Raw genomic sequence first — 16815 nt, 5'->3', positions numbered from 1 at the left:
TCCGCCGTAGCGTGCCCCTCCATGACCGTGATCATCCGCGACCTCCGCCCCGACGCGCCGGCCGACCTCGAGGGCTTCGCCCGTGTCCGGCACCTCGCGTTGCCGTTCATACTGTTCACCCCCGGCTCACTCGTCCACGACCTCACCCATCTGCACCGCGACGCCCGCTACCGGCCGCTGGTCGCCGTGGCGGACGGCGAGGTGATCGGCACCGCGCAGGTGCACCTGTCCCACGAGAGCACCGAGCCCGGCCAGGGCAACATCAACGTGTACGTGCATCCCGAGCACACCCGCCGCGGCGCCGGCACGCTCCTCGTACGGGCCGCCGAGGAACATCTGGCCGCGCACGGGGCGACCAGGCTGCACTCCTGGGTCCTGGACGAGCCGGGCAACCGCGCCTTTGCCGAGCGGCACGGCTACCGCGCGAGCCGGAGCGCGCACTTCCTCCGCCTGGACCTGGCGGGCGGCACCCTGCCGCCGCGGCAGGACCCGCCGCCTGGTGTGGAACTGCGCCGGGGCACGGACTTCGCCGACGACCCGCGCCCCCTGTTCGAGCTGGACGCGGAGACCACGGCGGACGAACCCAGCGACGTGGACTACGAGTTCACCGACTACGCGGCCTGGCTGGCGGAGACCTGGCGGCACCCGCTGTTCAGCCCCGAACTGACGTCGGTGGCGGTGGTGGACGGCCGTCCCGCGGCCTTCACCGCGGCCCGTACGGACGGCGGCACCCGCTACTCCACCGCCATGACGGGCACCGCCCGCGCCTTCCGCGGCCGGGGCCTGGCCAAGCTCGCCAAGAACGACTCGCTGCACCGCGCCCGGGCCGCCGGGTACACGGAGGCGTTCACGGGCAACGACACCGGCAACGCGCCGATGATCGCGATCAACGAGTGGTTCGGGTACGCGGTCTGCGGGACGGAGGTGCGCCATGTCCGCGAACTCGGCTGAGGCCGGCGGCCGGCCGCCGGCGCCGACGGAGGTGGACGTCGTCCTCGTCAAGGGCGGCCGCACCAAGATCCGCTACCGGGGCGTGCTCGTGTCCGACGACGGCACGCGCCTCACCGTCCGGGCCGCGTGGGCGGGCGAGGGCGCCCGCGACTTCGGCTTCGTACGCTTCGAGCCGGGCGACGTCTTCACCGAGCACTACTGGCGGGACCGCTGGTACTCGGTGAAGGAGGTCCGCGACGCCTCAGGCGCACTGAAGGGCTGGTACTGCGACGTCACCCGCCCCGCCACCCGCTCCGGCACGGACCTCGTCGTCGAGGACCTCGACCTGGACCTGTGGCGCTCCGCCGACGGCACGGACGTACGACGGCTGGACGAGGACGAGTTCGCGGCGAGCGGCCTGGCGCGCACCGACCCCGGGGCGGCGGTCGCCGCCCTGGCCGCCCTCGACGAACTGGAGGGACTGGCCCGCGAGGGCGGCTTCGAGGCGCTGCTGTCCTGATTCCCGCACCGGCTCGCGCGGGCTCAGTCCGAGGCCACCACCGCGTACCGCTCGTCGTCCACCTCACGGCCCCACAGCCGCGCGTCGGCCGACAGTGACTCCAGGTGGATGTGGGAGACGAGTGGCCGAAGAAGCATGGTCAGCCGGTCCGGGGGTATGCCGACGGGGGTGAGCGTGCCCCAGACACCCTCGATCAGGACGAGCCGTCCGTCCGGCCGCAGCAGTTCCTGCCAGTGCCGCAGCGCGCGGGCGGGGTCGGGCAGTGTCCACAGGACGTGCCGGACCAGGACGGCGTCGAAGCGCTGCCCGCCCACCGGCGGGTTCGCCGCGTCGCCGGCCAGGAACACCGCGTCGTGGCCGGCGAGCTTCGCCCGGGCCCGCTCCACCATCGCCGGGGACAGGTCGACGCCGGTCACCCGGTGCCCCTGCTCGGCCGCGAGGAGCGAGAGGCTGCCGGTGCCGCAGCCGAGGTCGAGGATCTCGGCGGGGCGCCCGGGAAGCCAGCCGCGCAGCCGTTCGGCCCAGGCGGCGCGCACCCCCGGGTCGCGCAGCCCGTGATCCGGCTCCTCGTCGAAGACGGCGGCCTGGGCGTCCCAGTCCACCCCGGCCCAGCCCGCCCCGTCACCGTCGGTCGTCGTATGCGCACTCATGCACCCCAGAGTGACACCGACCACTGACAACCGAATCGTGACAGCCGCCACAGACAGACCCGCACCGATAAGCGACTCTCGCCCGAAAGGTCCTACCTCCGTACGAAGACGGACCCGGTAGGCCTCGAAGGAGGCAGCCATGCGCCGAGTGACAGTGCAGAAGCCCCTGAGGAAGACGGACGCCCGCCGCGTCCGCGAGGAAGCGGACCGGCGTCCCGCCGGGCGGCCCGAGGTCCGCAAGGACATCGCGCGCACGTGGTGGCCGGACACATGACCGGCGGCCGGGCGATGAGACGTCAGACCAGCCGCTTGCGGTAGTGGACGCGGTCGTAGGGCCCGTCCACACGGCGCTCGACGACCTCGTAGCCGAAGCGCGGATAGATCCGCTGGTTCTCCCACATCAGCGCGTTCGTGTAGAGCCTGACCTCGGGCAGGCCCAGCGCACGCGCGCGCGTGTCCACGAACTCCAGCAGCCGCCGCCCCACCCCCGTGCCGTGCGCGTCGGGGTGGACGGCGATGCTGTCGAGGAAGAGATGGTCCGCGCGCGCCTCGATCACGACGAGTCCCGTCACCCGGCCCCCTTCGGGCTCCCGGACGACGAACACCTTCCCCGCCGCCACGTTCGCCGCGTGGTCCGCCTCCATGGGCGCCGGGACGACTCCGATGCGCTCGATGTAGGGGCGGTAGGCCGCGTCGGTCACCGCCTTCACGGCCGGCACCTCGGCGGCGGACGCCGCCCTGATCCCCTCGCCCGCCATGCCCTGCGCGCCCACCGCTCAGCCCCTGTCCCATCCCCACCTGAGCGCAGCCTCAGCGCTCCCTTAACGCGAGCATAAGGATCTCCCCGCACCGCCTCCAACCGGCGTTTTCGCGGTGCCTTGCGGCTAGCTTCTGATCACCCCCACGGGATCCGTCCCACTCAACGGGATCCGTCCCGCCCACGGGATCCGTCCCGCCGTGTCAGAACAACCGCCCCGAGGAGTCCCCCTGATGCCCGCACGCCGCACGGCCGCCGCTTCCGCCGTCCTCGGCCTGGCCCCGCTGGCCCTGACCGCGCTCGCCGCGGCGCCCGCGGCCGCGCACGGCTCCATGGGGGACCCGGTCAGTCGGGTGGCCCAGTGCTACGCGGAGGGACCGGAGAGCCCGAAGTCGGCGGCTTGCAAGGCGGCCGTCGAGGCCGGCGGCACCCAGGCGCTGTACGACTGGAACGGCATCCGGATCGGCGACGCGGACGGCCGCCACCGGGAGCTGATACCGGACGGCAGGCTGTGCAGCGCCGGCAACGAGGAGTTCAAGGGGCTGGACCTGCCCCGCGCGGACTGGCCCGCGACGGGCGTGCACAGCGGCGCGTACACCTTCAGGTATCGCGTGACCGCCCCGCACAAGGGCACCTTCACGGTCTACCTCACCAAGCCCGGCTACGACCCGGCCAAGTCGCCGGCCTGGGACGACCTCGATCTGGCGCATCCGGTGGCGACGGCCACCGACCCGGTCGCCGCGGACGGCTTCTACACCTTCTCCGGCACGCTGCCCGAACGCTCGGGCAGGCACCTGCTGTACGCGGTGTGGCAGCGCTCGGACAGCCCGGAGGCGTTCTACTCCTGCTCGGACGTCACCTACGGCGGCGGGAGCGGCGGCGGCGCGTCCGGCGGCTCCGCCCCGGCGCCGGCCGCCTCCGCGCCGACCGAGCGGCAGATCGAGGACGGCGCCGGCAGGTCGTCGGTCGAGCACCACGGCCACGGGGACGACGACGCCCGGACCACGACGGATCCGGTGGCGCCCCCGTCGGCGGAGCCGGCCGCGAGCCCGGCGTCGCATCCGGCTTCGGACCCGGCCGTGCGGTCGGCCGGGGACACGGCCGCTGCGGACCGCGCCGCACAGGCCGCCGCCGACGAGCCGAACCGGCCGCGGGCCGCCGGCAGCCCGGTGAACCTGGCCGAGACCGGAGGCGACGGCCGCACGGCGTACCTCGCGGTCGGCGGCGCGGCCGCCCTGGCGCTCGGCTCGGCGGCCCTGTTCGCCTCGGTCCGCCGTCGCGCCGCGGCCGGCGGCGGACGGGGCCGCTGACGCGGCCCGTCGAACGCGGGGCCTGTCCGGCGGCTCAGGCCGGGCAGGCCCCGAGCCACGTCAGCTGAAGACCGACGCGCAGGTGGTGGCGCCGGCGTGCGCCGGGTCGAGCGCGTTGGCCACCTCGTGGAAGGCGATGCGGTCGATCGTGCCGATCGTCACGTGCTCGGACAGGTCGACCGCGCACAGGTCCTGCAACAGGACGTTGCGCACGTCGGGGCCGGTCAGGTACTGGGTGCGCCACGGCGTGGCCACCTCGTCGTACTTGGTGGCGATGACCGTGTAGTGCACGCCGGGCACGGTGTCGCCGCCCTCGTTGAGCTTGGTGAGGAAGGCGGACCCGGCGATCTGGTCGGCGAGGCCGGGGGTGGCGGCCTTGAGCAGGTCGCTCGCGCCCGGGAAGTAGGGCAGGAGGTTGGTGAGGCCGCTGAGGGTGGTGCCGTGGTTGTCGGGCGCGATGCCGACGAGGGCGTTCACCTTGGCGGCTCCGCCGAGGAACTTCAGGTAGTAGCGGGGCATCATCCCGCCCTGCGAGTGGCCGACGAGATCGGCCTTGGGGGCGCCGGTCGCGGCGAGCACCTTGTCGACGAAGGCGGACAGCTGCTCGGCCGACTTGTCGATGGGGCCGAGGCCGTAGAAGAGCGGGACGCCCGGCAACTGGCCGTAGTCGAGGGAGAAGACGCAGTAGCCGCGGTCCTTCAGATACGGCGCGAGAGACAGCCAGTTGTCGACGGAGTTGCCGAAGGTGCCGTGGACGAGGACGACCGGACGGGGGTGGGCGGCGGAGGGCTTGCAGCTGTAGTTGTTCCAGCCGCTGCTCGGAGCAGTGGCCGCGTGAGCGGTGGCGGCGGGGGCGGTGGCGAGGGCGGCAGCCAGCAGCAGGGCGGCCAGTGGTCTGAGGACGCGCTTGAAGGGCAGCATCGGGTGATCTCCTTGCGGCTCAAGGGAGGTGCGACGGCACTACGCCCTGTGATCCGGATCACGGGATGCTGTTCACTCGTCAAGTTACGGACGAGTAGTAGAACTGTGAAGTTACGCGTCAGTAAAAACTTCGGGCGACGCCCGGATACGGCCGAGGGTCGTGATGTAACACGCCTGACGCACCGTCACCAAGCGGGCCGGATCGGACCGTACGGCGCGAGACGCGCCAACTTCCCCCACAGCGCGCGCACTTCACCCTCACCGATCACCTCGCCCCACGCCCGCACGACATCGGCGGCCGACTCCTCCGCCGCGCGGGTGCAGGCCCAGCCATGCTCGGTCAGCACGATCAGACGGGCCCGCGCGTCCTGGGGATGCGGCAGGCGCTCCGCGTATCCCTTGCGCACGATCTCGTCGACGAGCTGACTGGCGGCCTGCTTGGTGACCCCCAGATGGGCGGCCAGCTCGGTGACCGTCGCCCCGTCCGGGGCCAGCCGCGCGAACGCGAAGCCGTGCGCCGGCCGGAGCCCCTCGAAGCCGCGGGCGACGACGCCGCCGTGAATGCGCTGGGTCAGCTCGCCGGCGACGGCCAGCAGGGTGGCGGACAGGGCCATGGCCTCGGAGTTCTGCACGGAGGCATTGAAACACCCTTGACGAGACAGTCAAGCAGCTTGACTATGATTGCGGGCCATTTAGTCAAGCAACTTGACCATCACTTCCGAGGAGACACCCATGCCCGTCGTCCGCCCGTCCGACGCCGTGACCCACGAGATCCACGGCGCCCGCTTCGTCTCGTACGCCACCCCGCGGACCGGGTCCAGGCAGCTGTGCGCCTGGCGCGGCGAGATCCCCGCCGGCACCAAGGCCCCGGCCCACACCGTCACCCACGAGGAGATCCTCCACCTGCTCGACGGCGAACTCCTGATCACGCTCGACGGCCGCACCGAGCGCGTCGCCGCGGGCGACACGGTGATCATCAACGCCGGTGCGACGCTCACCGTGGAGAACCCGGCGGACCGCACCGCGGTCTCCTGGGTCACCACGTCCATCGGCCTTCAGGCCCGTCTGGCGAACGGCACGGTGCTCACTCCGCCGTGGGCCAACTGACCCCGATCCGAGGGGAGTCACGCGGCCAGCGTGCCCGGCATCACCGCCCGCGGGCCGAACCGGGCTCGCGCGCGGTCCGCGACCTCCTCGATACGGCGGACCTTCTCGTCGGCGGGGTCGAAGGCGAGCTGGTGGAAGGCCTGTTCGGCGGGCCCGAGGCCCTCGGCGCGCAGAACGAGCGCGCGGACCCGGGCGCGCTGGAGTCCCAGGGCCTCGTACAGGGCGTACGCGACTCCGGTCAACGCGGCCGAGTGCGCGGTCGGTTCGGCCAGCGTGCGGCTGCGGGTGGTACCGACCGGGGTCCGGTCGGCGTAGCGCACGGTGAGGGTCAGGGTGCGGCAGACCTTGCCCAGGGCGCGCAGCCGGGAGCCCAGTTCCCCGGCGGCCGACAACAGCGCCCTGCGGTGCCGGTCGGGGTCCAGTTCGTCCCGGTCGAAGGGGCGTTCCGCCGCGAGCACGGGGTTCCCCCCTCCTCGAACGCGGCCGAGAGCTTGGGGGAGGGAGACGGCGTTCGGTACGACCCGGCTCCGGTCGACGCCGTTCGCCTTCTCATGGAGTTCGCGGCCGGACTTGGCGCCGACCAGTCGCTGGAGGGTCGACAGGGGCGCGGCGGCGACCCGGCCCAGGGTGTCGAGGCCGTACTCGTCCAGGGTGCGGGCCGTCACCGCGCCGACGCCGGGCAGCGCGGTGACGGGCCGCTCGGCCAGGAACCCCGCCACGGCGTCCGGTTCGCCGGGCACCGCGCACGTGAGTCCGGGCCGGGCGTCGCGCAGGGCCATGCGGGCCAGCATCGGGCCCGGCCCGGCGCCGATCACGCAGTCCACGCCGTGCAGCGCGAGGGCGCGGACCCGGATCACCGACGCCAGCTCGACCGCGTCGCGCCCGAAGTACCGTTCGGCGCCCCGCAGATCGGCCAGCGCCCCGTCCGGCGGCAGCGCCTCGACGACCGGGGTGAACTCCCCGAGGAGCCCGAGCAGCCCCGGCAGGGCGGCCTCGTACATCGGCGGCAGCTGGAAACGTACGCAGAGAACCGTCATCCCGCACTCCCTGGACTCTGGTGCCACAACTTCCTTCCACCCGGCGGGCCTTCGCCCGCGGGACGCAGATCGGCCCAGGGGTGCATCTCATACCCCGTGGACATGCGGATCGTCCGGCCGCGCGTGGGGGCGCCGTCACCGGGCTCCTCCGGTGCCGGTCCGGCCAGGCGCGCCGCCACTTCGTCGAGTCCGCCCTCGGCACGCAGTTCGACGAGTTCGGCCAGGTTCCAGGCCGCGGCGCCCACCACGCTGAGGCTGCGCGGGCCGCGCCGCTGCACCACGCCGCGCACCAGCAGCAGCCAGGAGTGGAAGACGGTGCGCGCGCAGGCGTCGTGGGAGTCGTCGAAGAAGGCGAGGTCGACCAGGCCGGTGCCGTCGTCCAGCGTGGTGAAGATGACCCTTTTGCCGGACCGGACCGGCGGGGTCTGGGTGGCCGCCTTGGCGCCCGCGACCAGTACCGTCTCGCCGTGCCGGGCCTCGCGCAGCCGGCGCGCCGGGACCACGCCCAGCTCGTCGAGGAACTTCCGGTGGTCGTCCATCAGGTTCCGCGAGACGTCCATGGAGAGCACGCCCAGCTCGGCGCTGAGCCGTTCGGCGTCGGACAGGTCGGGGAGCCCGGCCGTGGCCGTCCTTCTCCCGCCGGCCAGCGGCAGTTGGCCGCCGCCCGCGCCGCGGGCGCCGCGGTGCAGTTCGGTCAGGTGCAGTTGCAGGTCGCGGCGGTTGGCGCCGAACGCGTCCAGCGCGCCCACCTGGGCGAGCCGGGCGGCGACCGGGCGGCTGGGCCGGGCCCGTTCCCAGAAGTCGAGCAGCGAGGCGTAGGGCTGTCCGTCCGCGATCCGCGCCGCCTCGGCCTCGCTGATGCCGTGCACATCGGAGAGGGCCAGCCGGAGTCCCCACATACCGGAAGAACCCGGCTTCTGCTCAGACACCAGTTCGATACGGTGGGCGACTCCCGACCTGTTCACGTCCAGCGGCAGGATCGGCACCCCGCGCCGCCGCGCGTCCGCCAGCAGCAGCCGCTTCGGGTACATCCCGGGGTCGTGCGTGAGCAGCCCGGCGTAGAAGGCGGCCGGGTGATGGGCCTTCAGCCACGCCGACTGGTACGTCGGCACGGCGAAGGCGACCGCGTGCGCCTTGCAGAAGCCGTAGGAGCCGAACGCCTCGACGATCTCCCAGGTGCGGTGAATCGTTTCCGCGTCGTACCCCTTCGCCGCCGCGTGCTGCGCGAACCACACCTTGATCCGCCCCTGCGACTCCAGGTCGGACAGCCCGCGCCGCACCCGGTCGGCCTCGTCGCGTCCGCAGCCGGTCATGAGGTGCAGCATGTGGATGATCTGCTCGTGGAAGACGACGACCCCGTACGTCTCCTCCAGCGGTTCCCGGAGGTCGGGGTGCGGATAGCGCACCGGCGCCCGCCCGTGCCGGGCCTCGATGAACGGCCGCACCATGTCGGCGGCGACCGGACCGGGCCGGAACAGGGAGATGTCGACGACCAGGTCGTGGAAGCCGGCCGGCTGGAGACGTCCGACCAGGTCGCGCTGGCCCGGGGACTCGATCTGGAAGCAGCCGAGGGTCTCGGCGGAGCGGATGAGCCGGTACGTCGCCGGGTCGCCGTCCGGCAGGGAGTCCAGGTCGATCCGCTCCCCCGTGGTCCGCTCCACCTCCGCGACCGCGTGCGCCATCGCCGACTGCATCCGCACCCCCAGCACGTCCAGCTTGAGCAGCCCGAGGTCCTCCACGTCGTCCTTGTCGAACTGGGACATGGGGAAGCCCTCGCCGCTGGTGGGCACGACCGGTGTGCGGGACGGCAGGGAGGCGTCGGAGAGCAGGACACCGCAGGGGTGCATGGCGACCCCGCGGGGAAGGGCGTCCAGGGCCTCGACCAGCTCCCACAGCCTGCCGTACCTGTCCCGTTCCCCCGCCAGCTCCCTGAGCTCGGGCAGCTCGTCGAGCGCCGCGCGGGCGTCGCGGGCACGGATGTGCGGGAAGGACTTGGCGATGCGGTCGATGTCGGCGGGATCCATGGACAGGGCGGCCCCGACATCGCGGATGGCGTGCCGTACGCGGTACGTCTCCGGCATGGCGACGGTCGCGACCCGTTCGGTGCCGAACCGGCCGATGATCTCGCGGTAGACCTCCAGCCGGCGCGCGGACTCCACATCGATGTCGATGTCGGGCAGGGCCGTGCGCCGCTTGGACAGGAAGCGCTCCATCAGCAGCCCGTGCTCGACCGGGTCGGCGTGGGCGATGCCGAGGAGGTGGTTGACGAGGGAGCCGGCGCCGGAGCCGCGGGCGGCGACCCGGATGCCCATCTTCCGCACGTCGTCGACGACTTGGGCGACGGTGAGGAAGTAGGTGGCGAAGCCGTGGTGGGCGATGATGTCCAGCTCCCGGTGCATCCGCTCCCAGTAGTCCCGGCGGCCGGCGTAGCCACGCAGCACCATGCCCGCCGCCGCCCGGGAGGCGAGTACGCGCTGGGCGGTGCGGCAGCCGGCGCCGACGAGGTGCGGCTCGGGGAAGTGGACGGTGCCCAGGCCGAGGTCGTCCTCGGGGTCGACCAGGCACTCGGCGGCCGTCGCCCGGGTCTGCTCCAGCAGGCGGTGGGCGGCCTCGGTGCGGAAGCCGGCGGCCTCCACGATCCGCTCGGCAGCGCGCAGCATGGCGTCCGGTTCCTTCAGCCAGGCCTCGCCGGAGTCCAGCTCCTTGGCCGGGTCGATGGGGACGAGCCGGCGGGCGGCGTCCAGCACGTCGGCGACCGGGCCCTGGCCCGGGTCGGCGTACCGGACGGCGTTGCTGAGCACGGGCCGGATCCGCTGCTCGGCGGCGAAGCCGACGGTGCGGGCGGCCAGGCGCAGCGAGCCGGGTCCGGTGCCCGTGCGGCCGTGCCAGACGGCCTCCAGGCGCAGGGCGTCGCCGTAGGTCTCACGCCAGGGCACGAGGAGTCTCGCGGCCCGGTCGGGGCGGCCGGCGGCGAGGGCGCGGCCGACGTCGGAGTCGGGCCCGAGCAGGACGGTCAGGCCGTCGGCGTGGTTGCCGGGCCAGGGCAGCAGCGGGGTGCCCGGAGACGGGGGTCCGCCCTGTTCGCGCGCAGCCGTGAGCCCGGAGTGGGCGGCGGTGACCAGGCGGCACAGATCGGCCCAGCCGCGGGCGCCGGCGCGGGCGAGGAAGGTGGCCCGGGGGGCCGACTCGTCGACGAAGGCGCCTCCGCGTACGGGGGTGCGGCGCCGCTCCCGCCGTACGGGCTCCGCGGTCTCGACCGCCAGTTCCACACCGAACAGGGGGCGGACGCCCGCCGCGGCGCAGGCCTTGGCGAAGCGGACCGAGCCGGCCAGGGTGTCGCGGTCGGTGAGCGCGAGCGCGTCCATGCCCCGTTCCGCGGCGCGCTCGGCCAGCCGCTCCGGGTGCGAGGCGCCGTAGCGCAGGGAGAACCCGGAGGCGGTGTGCAGATGCGTGAAGTCCGGCATCCGCACCTCCCGCACTCGTGAGCCGTGACCGCCCTCGAACATCAGTTCCCATCTCTCTCACCCCCACCATAAACCAATTTCCGAACGTCTGTGCGACATCCGTTCGAGCGTGTCTCACCTGCGCAAACGCCCGGCGCCCGGAGCGCGAGGGGCGTGACGGCCATGCGAAAGCCCCGCCCTCGTGAGGGCGGGGCTTTCGCCGGCTGTGTGGAGGCCGGGGCCGGGATCAGCCGATCTGGGCGCCGGTCGCCGAGAGGGCCTCGGTGACCGGCTGGAAGAAGGTCACACCGCCCGAGGTGCAGTCGCCGCTGCCACCGGAGGTGAGGCCGATCGCGGTGTCGCCGTCGAACAGGGAGCCGCCGCTGTCACCGGGCTCGGCACACACATCGGCCTGGATCAGACCGCTGACCGTGCCCTCGGCGTAGTTCACGGTGGCGTTCAGACCGGTGACCGTGCCGCTGTGCACCTGGGTCGTCGAGCCGCTGCGGGTCACCTTCTCGCCGACGGTCGCCTCGCCCGCCCTGGTGATCGCCTGCGTCGAGCCGTTGTAGAGGTTCACCGCGCTCGGGTGGTCCACGCTCGCGGTGTACCTGACCAGACCGAAGTCGTCGCCCGGGAAGCTGGACCGTTCGTTCTGGCCGATCACCGTGCCACCGGCGTCCGACCAGGTGGAGATCGCCTCCGTGCAGTGGCCGGCGGTGAGGAAGTACGGCTGGCCGCCCTTGACCACGTTGAAGCCGAGCGAGCAGCGGCCGCCGGAGCCGGTGATCGCGTCACCGCCCGCGACGAAGGGCTTGAACTCCCCCTTCGAACGCCTGAGTTCGGCCTTGGCGCCGAGCCCGTCGACGACCTCGCTCAGCGTGGTCCACTCGGCCCCGGAGACCGTGCTGTCGGCGGTGACGACGACCTTGTTGGTCACGGGGTCCGTCGCCCACGAGGTGCCGGGGATGGTCGCGTCCTTCTCCAGCACGGTGCGGGCGCCGGTCAGTTCGGCGAGGGAGTTCCGTACGACTCTGGCCTTGGCACCCGCCCGTTCGACGGTCTCGGCGGTACTCGCGTCGAGCACGTTCACTACAAGGCTCTTCGTCGTGGCGTCGTAGTACGTGCCCGCGGCGTCGGCGCCGAGGTCCCGCACGAGCGTCGAGGCGAGCTTTCCGGCCGCCGCGGACGAAAGGGTCCGGACCTCGGGGGCCTTCGCGGGTTCACTGGCGTTCGCACTCTGGAAGGTGACTCCCGCGACGAGCAGGGCGGCGATGCCCGCACCCGCCACGGCCGCACGGCGTCCGGGTATGCGTCGATGCTTCAACTGACGTCTTCCTGTGGGGGACCGACCCGTGAGGTAGTGGGGACCCGACGAGCCGGAAGGCGGTTGAACGGCGCCCACTATTCCGATGCCCCCAGCGCGCACACAAGGTCGTGTTCTGGACGCGTATACGTCAACGGGCGTATGTCCCCTGCGTATCGACCTGTCCCCCGAGATCACCGCTGGGGCGTTCACGCAACATTCACAGCGCAAACACCACGTGCGGATGACCGGTCCACATTCCGCGAGGTCTAGCCCTGGCTCGAATTCGGCCTCTCGGGCGCGGGTTCCACTCGGGGCGCGGGCGCCGGAGCCGCCGCGGGAAGTTGCTGCTGCGCCTTCTCCAGGAACCGCAGCAGCTCGACCGGGAAGGGCAGGACCAGGGTGGAGTTCTTCTCGGCGGCGACCGCCGTCACGGTCTGGAGGAGCCGCAGTTGCAGCGCGGCGGGCGTGTCCGCCATCTGCTGGGCCGCCTCGGCCAGCTTCTTCGACGCCTGGAGCTCCGCGTCCGCGTTGATGACCCGCGCCCGGCGCTCACGGTCGGCCTCCGCCTGCCGGGCCATGGACCGCTTCATCGTCTCGGGCAGCGACACGTCCTTGATCTCCACCCGGTCGATCGTGACGCCCCACTCCACGGCCGGGCTGTCGATCATCAGCTCCAGCCCCTGGTTGAGCTTCTCGCGGCTGGACAGCAGGTCGTCCAGTTCGCTCTTGCCGATGATGGACCTCAGCGAGGTCTGCGCCATCTGCGAGACCGCGAAGCGGTAGTCCTCCACCTGGACCAGCGCCTCGGCCGGCGAGGTCACCTTGAAGTAGACGACGGCGTCCACACGCACCGTCACGTTGTCCCGGGTGATGCCCTCCTGCGCCGGCACGGGCATCGTCACGATCTGCATGCTGACCTTCTGGAGCCGGTCCACGAACGGGACGATCAGCGTGAGCCCGGGTCCGCGCACCTGCGGGCGCAGCCTGCCGAGGCGGAACACCACGCCCCGCTCGTACTGCTTGACGACCCGCGCCGCCACCATCAGGCCCACCGCTCCGGCGGACGCGAGCGCCACCCCCGCCGTCACCAGTTCCTCGACCATCACGGTCCCCCCAATCCGGCACGGGCGCGCAGGCTCACGGCCCTTCGACCGTAACCCGCGTCGCGCCCAAGGGCGAGCCCCCGCACGCCGGTTGCGTACGGGGGCTCTTCGCTGTGGAGCGCGGGGGGCGCCGGGCCGCGCACTCCGCGGCCCGGCACAGAGGGACGTCAGCCGATGTGGACCCCGTAGGCGCTCAGCGCGGCGGTGACCGGCTGGAAGAAGGTCGTACCGCCGGAGGTGCAGTTGCCACTGCCGCCGGAGGTCAGGCCGTAGGCGATGCCGCTGTTGGAGTACAGCGAGCCGCCGGAGTCACCGGGCTCGGCGCAGACGGTGGTCTGGATGAGACCGTTGACGATCTCGCCGTTGCCGTAGTTGACCGTCGCGTTGAGCGCCGTGACCCTGCCGCTGTGAATGCCGGTCGTCGAGCCGCGCCGGTAGACGGTGGTACCCACGGACGGCGTGGCCGCGCTGGTGATGGTCACGCTGCCCACGGCGCTCGGCTTGGCGACCGAGGTGTTGGTGTAGCGCACGATGCCGTAGTCGTGACCGGGGAAGGAGGAGCCGGCGGTGGTGCCGAGCGTGGTGGTGTGGGAGGAGTTCGACCACCAGGTGCCCGCACCGTCGGTGCAGTGACCGGCGGTCAGGAAGTAGGAGTTGCCGCTGTTGTCCTTGACGTTGAAGCCCAGCGAGCAGCGCCAGCTACTCGCATAGATGGCGTCGCCGCCGGAGATCAGCTTGTTGAACTTGCCGGCGGTGTGCTTGATGGTCAGGGCGCCGGAGTTGCCCCCCGCCTGCTGCTTGATCCGGGCGATGTCGGCCTGGGAGACCGTGCTGTCGACGGTGACGACGACCCGGTTGGTCTTGCTGTCGACGGTCCAGGCGGTGCCCGGGATGTCGGCCTTGAGCACGGAGTCGCTCGCGGTGGTGAGCTGGGACGCGCTGAAGGTGGTGGGAGTGTCGGACGCGTTCGCACTGGGGACCGCGAACGCGGCTGCGGCCACGAAGCCGGAGGCGACGGCGATCAGCCGGGTCCGTCTCGTCACGCCGCTGCGGGGAGTGGTGCGCTTGATCCTCACTTTTCGTTCCTCCACAAAGGAAGTCGGGGGCCCGCGTGGGGTCGGGGCCCGTGAGGCGCAGTCAGCGGACGGATGTTCGGATTCCGAACACGCCGTGCCCCTGACAAGCGCTGTGGGGGAGTATTCGGCCGAACGACCGGTCGGCGCAAGGGCGCCTTTCGGCCGCGCGACCATGTGCGATTCGAGTGAACTATGTGCGATCAGGGGGAATTGACATGTGGTCAACAGCGGGAAGGCGACCCCGGGCCGGGCCCGTGTCCCCCCGCCGCTGTCACGCCGTCGTGGCCCCCGCACCCCATATGCCCTCACGGCGCCGTCCGGCCGGGCGCTCGCGCAGGTCGGCCCGGGAGGCCCGCTCCGGTCCCGCGCCGGCGGCGAGCCGCACCCGGCCGCCGAAGGGCCGTCCGCCGAAGGCCGGTTCGTCCGCCCCGGCAGCGGTGACCGCGACCGCTTCGCCCTCGGCCGTCCGGGCTCGGGGGATGTCCGGAACTCGATGCTCCGGATAGCCCCCGGGCCCGGACACGCCGGTCCGGGCGAGCGGGTCGCCGGGCGCCGGCGCCGTCTCGGAACGGCGCGCGCGTCCCTGCTTCCACGGGTCGGACAGGTCCATCATGAGATGAGCCCTTCCATACGCGGCCCGGCGGCCAAACCCCGCCGCCGCCCATCGTCCGGGCCCGGGGCTCGTGGCCGGGGCAGCTGGTGGACGGGGTGTACGGCCGGCGGTGGTCAGCAGTCGCAGCACGAGCAGCCGTCACAGCAGTCGCAGCCGTCACAGCAGCAGTCGCACCCTTCGCAGCACGAGCAGTCGCAGTTGTTGCAGCAGCCCGAGCGCTTCTTGCCCGACCACGGACCCTCGAACTCGTCGGCGCAGCACACCTTGCAGGTGCAGCACAGCCCGACGGCCACCGCGCACGCGGCCCAGAACCCGCGCCCGCCGGGCCGCGGGGGCTCACCGCCCCCGGCGTACGGGTGGTTCGGGTTGTACGGAGCCTGCGGGGCGTACGGTCCCTGCGACGGGCCGAAGGCCCCCTCGGGCGCGTGCCCGCAGGACTCGGTGCCGAAGGCGCGGTCGACGGAGCGCCGGAGCTCGTGCACGAGCAGCCGATGGGCGAGCCGTCCGTCGCCGAACTCCACCTCGCTCAGGGCGAGCCGGATGCCGTGCACCGCGTCGTCCGCGAGCCGGCGCGCCTCGCCGAGCGGCGTCCCGGTGACGGTGAGCGGATTCCAGGCGCCGGTGGCGGCGTCGGACTCGCGGTCCTCCACGGCGTCCAGGAGGTGCGCCAGCCGTCCGAACAGGCGCCCGGCCTCGGCGAGCGGGGCGGCGTTGCCCGGCCGCCCGGCGAGGAGCGCGGTGTGCGCGAAGGCCGCGGCGGTCGCGGTCTCGGTGGGCTCGGTGACGGCCAGGAGCGGCGTCCCGGGACCGGCGAGCGCCTCAAGGCCCGACTGACGGTCCACCGCGTCCAGGAGCACCGCGGTGTCGAATCCGACACCGGCCCCCGTACGGGCGCCCGCCCGGCTCCAGTTGTCGGCGACCCGATGCGCGGCGAGCGCCACCGGCCGGCGCGCCAGCAGTCCGTCGCCGTCGGCGACGTGGTCGCGCACCTTGGCCGAGGCCAGCACCAGTGAGACGGCCGCCGCCAGTCGCGGTCCCTCGCCGAGGGCGACGGACGCGGTGCGCATTCCGCGCAGCGGGCACGGCCCGGCGGTACGCCGCAGGCCGTCGGCCCGCCCGGCCCTCTCCGCCTGAGCCTCCGTCAGGACCGAGACGAGCAGCCCGTCGTAGTTCGTCACGATCCGCGCGAACTGCCCGTGGTCACCGCGCAGGGCCAGACACAGCCCGCACAAGTGGGCCATCCACTCGGCGCCGAGTCCTTCCCCGAGCCGGTGACGGCAGGGCCTGACGATTCCGAACACGACCATCCCCCTTGGTGTGCAGGACGTTGAGTCGCGGCATCGTACCGACCCCTTCGTTCACCCGTACGCCCCGACCGTCACCCATATGCCGAGAACAATAATATTTCACTCTCAGTCAGCAGTTGTGTGGGTCAAAATCCTTGGGGCATACGGGCTCTCGACGTATTGGTCGTGCACCAGTACCGTCACAAACCCCCCGTGCGCCGCCTGTTCACTTGGCGCGTTGTCAGCATCATGGATGACCATAGGGATGCGGAATGCAGAAAAGACCGCTGTGAGAGGAGGCGTCCATGGGATCGGTACGCAAGGCGAGTGCGTGGCTCGGCCTCGTCGACGACAACGATGACGAGCGCTACTACGACGACGACTACACGGAAGGGACCGAGTCCGGGGACGCCTGGGTCACCGACCCCCGGGTGAAGGTGGCTGCGGACACGGCAGAGGACAAGGGCCGCCGGATCGGCACGGTGACACCGGACAGCTTCCGGGACGCCCGCGCCATCGGCGAGCTGTTCCGGGAGGGCGTGCCCGTCATCATGAACCTGACGGCCATGGAAGCCTCCGACGCCAAGCGCGTGGTCGACTTCGCGGCCGGGCTCGTCTTCGGGCTGCGCGGCTCCATCGACCGCGTGTCCACCCGGGTGTTCCTGCTGTCCCCCGCCGACACCGAGATCGTCAACGGGGACCCGGCGGTGCACCGCGCGGACGGGTTCTTCAACCAGAGCTGAGGCAGGGCCG

17 protein-coding genes are annotated in these 16815 nt (G+C 72.5%); 6 read left to right on the top strand and 11 right to left on the bottom strand.

What is annotated here, in order from left to right; all coding sequences use genetic code 11:
• Positions 1-21 precede the first annotated feature (21 nt).
• Both TNCT6_RS25050 and TNCT6_RS25045 read left to right on the top strand, forming a co-directional pair.
• Positions 22-951, top strand: a complete 930-nt coding sequence (locus tag TNCT6_RS25050; protein ID WP_141362382.1) for a GNAT family N-acetyltransferase — start codon at positions 22-24, stop codon at positions 949-951.
• Positions 932-1450 carry a DUF402 domain-containing protein gene (locus tag TNCT6_RS25045; RefSeq protein WP_141362380.1) on the top strand — a complete coding sequence of 173 codons (519 nt, stop codon included), beginning with the start codon at positions 932-934 and terminating at the stop codon, positions 1448-1450. Before TNCT6_RS25050 ends, TNCT6_RS25045 begins: the two co-directional genes overlap by 20 nt.
• A gap of 23 nt (positions 1451-1473) precedes the next feature.
• On the opposite strand, the gene TNCT6_RS25040 is transcribed toward TNCT6_RS25045, so the two are convergent.
• Positions 1474-2100 (bottom strand): bifunctional 2-polyprenyl-6-hydroxyphenol methylase/3-demethylubiquinol 3-O-methyltransferase UbiG, encoded by a 627-nt coding sequence (locus TNCT6_RS25040; RefSeq protein ID WP_141362378.1) that lies wholly within the window; start codon positions 2098-2100, stop codon positions 1474-1476.
• A gap of 139 nt (positions 2101-2239) precedes the next feature.
• On the opposite strand from TNCT6_RS25040, the gene TNCT6_RS41725 reads away from it, so the two are divergent.
• A complete protein-coding gene (locus TNCT6_RS41725) occupies positions 2240-2374 on the top strand; it encodes a hypothetical protein (protein ID WP_141362376.1) in 135 nt (44 codons plus the stop codon).
• A gap of 22 nt (positions 2375-2396) precedes the next feature.
• On the opposite strand, the gene TNCT6_RS25030 is transcribed toward TNCT6_RS41725, so the two are convergent.
• Entirely contained in the window at positions 2397-2858 is a 462-nt protein-coding gene (locus TNCT6_RS25030) for a GNAT family N-acetyltransferase (RefSeq protein WP_141366783.1), read from the bottom strand.
• Between the two features lie 232 nt (positions 2859-3090).
• On the opposite strand from TNCT6_RS25030, the gene TNCT6_RS25025 reads away from it, so the two are divergent.
• Positions 3091-4167, top strand: coding sequence for a lytic polysaccharide monooxygenase (locus tag TNCT6_RS25025; RefSeq protein WP_141362374.1), 1077 nt, complete (start codon positions 3091-3093; stop codon positions 4165-4167).
• A 60-nt stretch (positions 4168-4227) separates the two neighbouring features.
• Here the strand turns inward: TNCT6_RS25025 and TNCT6_RS25020 are convergent, their stop codons facing one another.
• Together TNCT6_RS25020 and TNCT6_RS25015 are read right to left on the bottom strand one after the other, a co-directional pair.
• A complete protein-coding gene (locus TNCT6_RS25020; protein WP_141362373.1) occupies positions 4228-5088 on the bottom strand; it encodes a triacylglycerol lipase in 861 nt (286 codons plus the stop codon).
• A gap of 185 nt (positions 5089-5273) precedes the next feature.
• Entirely contained in the window at positions 5274-5720 is a 447-nt protein-coding gene (locus tag TNCT6_RS25015; protein ID WP_141362370.1) for a MarR family winged helix-turn-helix transcriptional regulator, read from the bottom strand.
• Between the two features lie 100 nt (positions 5721-5820).
• Between TNCT6_RS25015 and TNCT6_RS25010 the strand changes: the two genes are divergently transcribed.
• A complete protein-coding gene (locus tag TNCT6_RS25010; protein ID WP_141362368.1) occupies positions 5821-6195 on the top strand; it encodes a cupin domain-containing protein in 375 nt (124 codons plus the stop codon).
• Positions 6196-6212: 17 nt separating this feature from the next.
• Here the strand turns inward: TNCT6_RS25010 and TNCT6_RS25005 are convergent, their stop codons facing one another.
• The 7 genes from TNCT6_RS25005 to TNCT6_RS24975 all read right to left on the bottom strand — a co-directional run bounded on the left by TNCT6_RS25005 (position 6213) and on the right by TNCT6_RS24975 (position 16077).
• Entirely contained in the window at positions 6213-7232 is a 1020-nt protein-coding gene (locus tag TNCT6_RS25005; protein ID WP_141362366.1) for a hypothetical protein, read from the bottom strand.
• The gene (locus TNCT6_RS25000) at positions 7229-10696 is read right to left on the bottom strand and encodes a DNA polymerase III subunit alpha (RefSeq protein ID WP_141362364.1); all 3468 of its coding nucleotides are present in this window, start codon (positions 10694-10696) and stop codon (positions 7229-7231) included. The genes TNCT6_RS25005 and TNCT6_RS25000 overlap by 4 nt, the downstream gene beginning before the upstream one ends.
• A gap of 226 nt (positions 10697-10922) precedes the next feature.
• A complete protein-coding gene (locus tag TNCT6_RS24995; protein ID WP_141362362.1) occupies positions 10923-12002 on the bottom strand; it encodes a S1 family peptidase in 1080 nt (359 codons plus the stop codon).
• A gap of 248 nt (positions 12003-12250) precedes the next feature.
• Positions 12251-13087: a slipin family protein gene (locus TNCT6_RS24990; protein ID WP_141362360.1), complete on the bottom strand. Its 837-nt coding sequence runs from the start codon at positions 13085-13087 to the stop codon at positions 12251-12253.
• 167 nt (positions 13088-13254) lie between these two features.
• Complete coding sequence (locus tag TNCT6_RS24985; protein WP_141362358.1) at positions 13255-14163, bottom strand: S1 family peptidase; 909 nt, start codon at positions 14161-14163, stop codon at positions 13255-13257.
• A 271-nt stretch (positions 14164-14434) separates the two neighbouring features.
• A complete protein-coding gene (locus tag TNCT6_RS24980; protein ID WP_141362356.1) occupies positions 14435-14776 on the bottom strand; it encodes a hypothetical protein in 342 nt (113 codons plus the stop codon).
• A gap of 113 nt (positions 14777-14889) precedes the next feature.
• Positions 14890-16077: a DUF5685 family protein gene (locus tag TNCT6_RS24975; protein ID WP_172633012.1), complete on the bottom strand. Its 1188-nt coding sequence runs from the start codon at positions 16075-16077 to the stop codon at positions 14890-14892.
• Between the two features lie 290 nt (positions 16078-16367).
• Between TNCT6_RS24975 and TNCT6_RS24970 the strand changes: the two genes are divergently transcribed.
• Positions 16368-16805: a cell division protein SepF gene (locus tag TNCT6_RS24970; protein ID WP_141362352.1), complete on the top strand. Its 438-nt coding sequence runs from the start codon at positions 16368-16370 to the stop codon at positions 16803-16805.
• Positions 16806-16815: the final 10 nt, after the last annotated feature.

This window comes from Streptomyces sp. 6-11-2, from assembly GCF_006540305.1.
In the GTDB taxonomy this organism is placed as follows: domain Bacteria; phylum Actinomycetota; class Actinomycetes; order Streptomycetales; family Streptomycetaceae; genus Streptomyces.
The sequence above is the reverse complement of the archived record's forward strand: the minus strand, read 5'-3'. Positions and strand labels throughout refer to the sequence as shown.

Coding starts and splice junctions, on each gene's coding strand:
- TNCT6_RS24980 (WP_141362356.1), bottom strand. CDS start 14,776: ATGATGGACCTGTCCGACCCGTGGAAGCAGGGACGCGCGCGCCGTTCC.
- TNCT6_RS25010 (WP_141362368.1), top strand. CDS start 5,821: ATGCCCGTCGTCCGCCCGTCCGACGCCGTGACCCACGAGATCCACGGC.
- TNCT6_RS25050 (WP_141362382.1), top strand. CDS start 22: ATGACCGTGATCATCCGCGACCTCCGCCCCGACGCGCCGGCCGACCTC.
- TNCT6_RS25025 (WP_141362374.1), top strand. CDS start 3,091: ATGCCCGCACGCCGCACGGCCGCCGCTTCCGCCGTCCTCGGCCTGGCC.
- TNCT6_RS25030 (WP_141366783.1), bottom strand. CDS start 2,858: ATGGCGGGCGAGGGGATCAGGGCGGCGTCCGCCGCCGAGGTGCCGGCC.
- TNCT6_RS25020 (WP_141362373.1), bottom strand. CDS start 5,088: ATGCTGCCCTTCAAGCGCGTCCTCAGACCACTGGCCGCCCTGCTGCTG.
- TNCT6_RS25000 (WP_141362364.1), bottom strand. CDS start 10,696: ATGCCGGACTTCACGCATCTGCACACCGCCTCCGGGTTCTCCCTGCGC.
- TNCT6_RS25040 (WP_141362378.1), bottom strand. CDS start 2,100: ATGAGTGCGCATACGACGACCGACGGTGACGGGGCGGGCTGGGCCGGG.
- TNCT6_RS24970 (WP_141362352.1), top strand. CDS start 16,368: ATGGGATCGGTACGCAAGGCGAGTGCGTGGCTCGGCCTCGTCGACGAC.
- TNCT6_RS25005 (WP_141362366.1), bottom strand. CDS start 7,232: ATGACGGTTCTCTGCGTACGTTTCCAGCTGCCGCCGATGTACGAGGCC.
- TNCT6_RS41725 (WP_141362376.1), top strand. CDS start 2,240: ATGCGCCGAGTGACAGTGCAGAAGCCCCTGAGGAAGACGGACGCCCGC.
- TNCT6_RS25045 (WP_141362380.1), top strand. CDS start 932: ATGTCCGCGAACTCGGCTGAGGCCGGCGGCCGGCCGCCGGCGCCGACG.
- TNCT6_RS24990 (WP_141362360.1), bottom strand. CDS start 13,087: ATGGTCGAGGAACTGGTGACGGCGGGGGTGGCGCTCGCGTCCGCCGGA.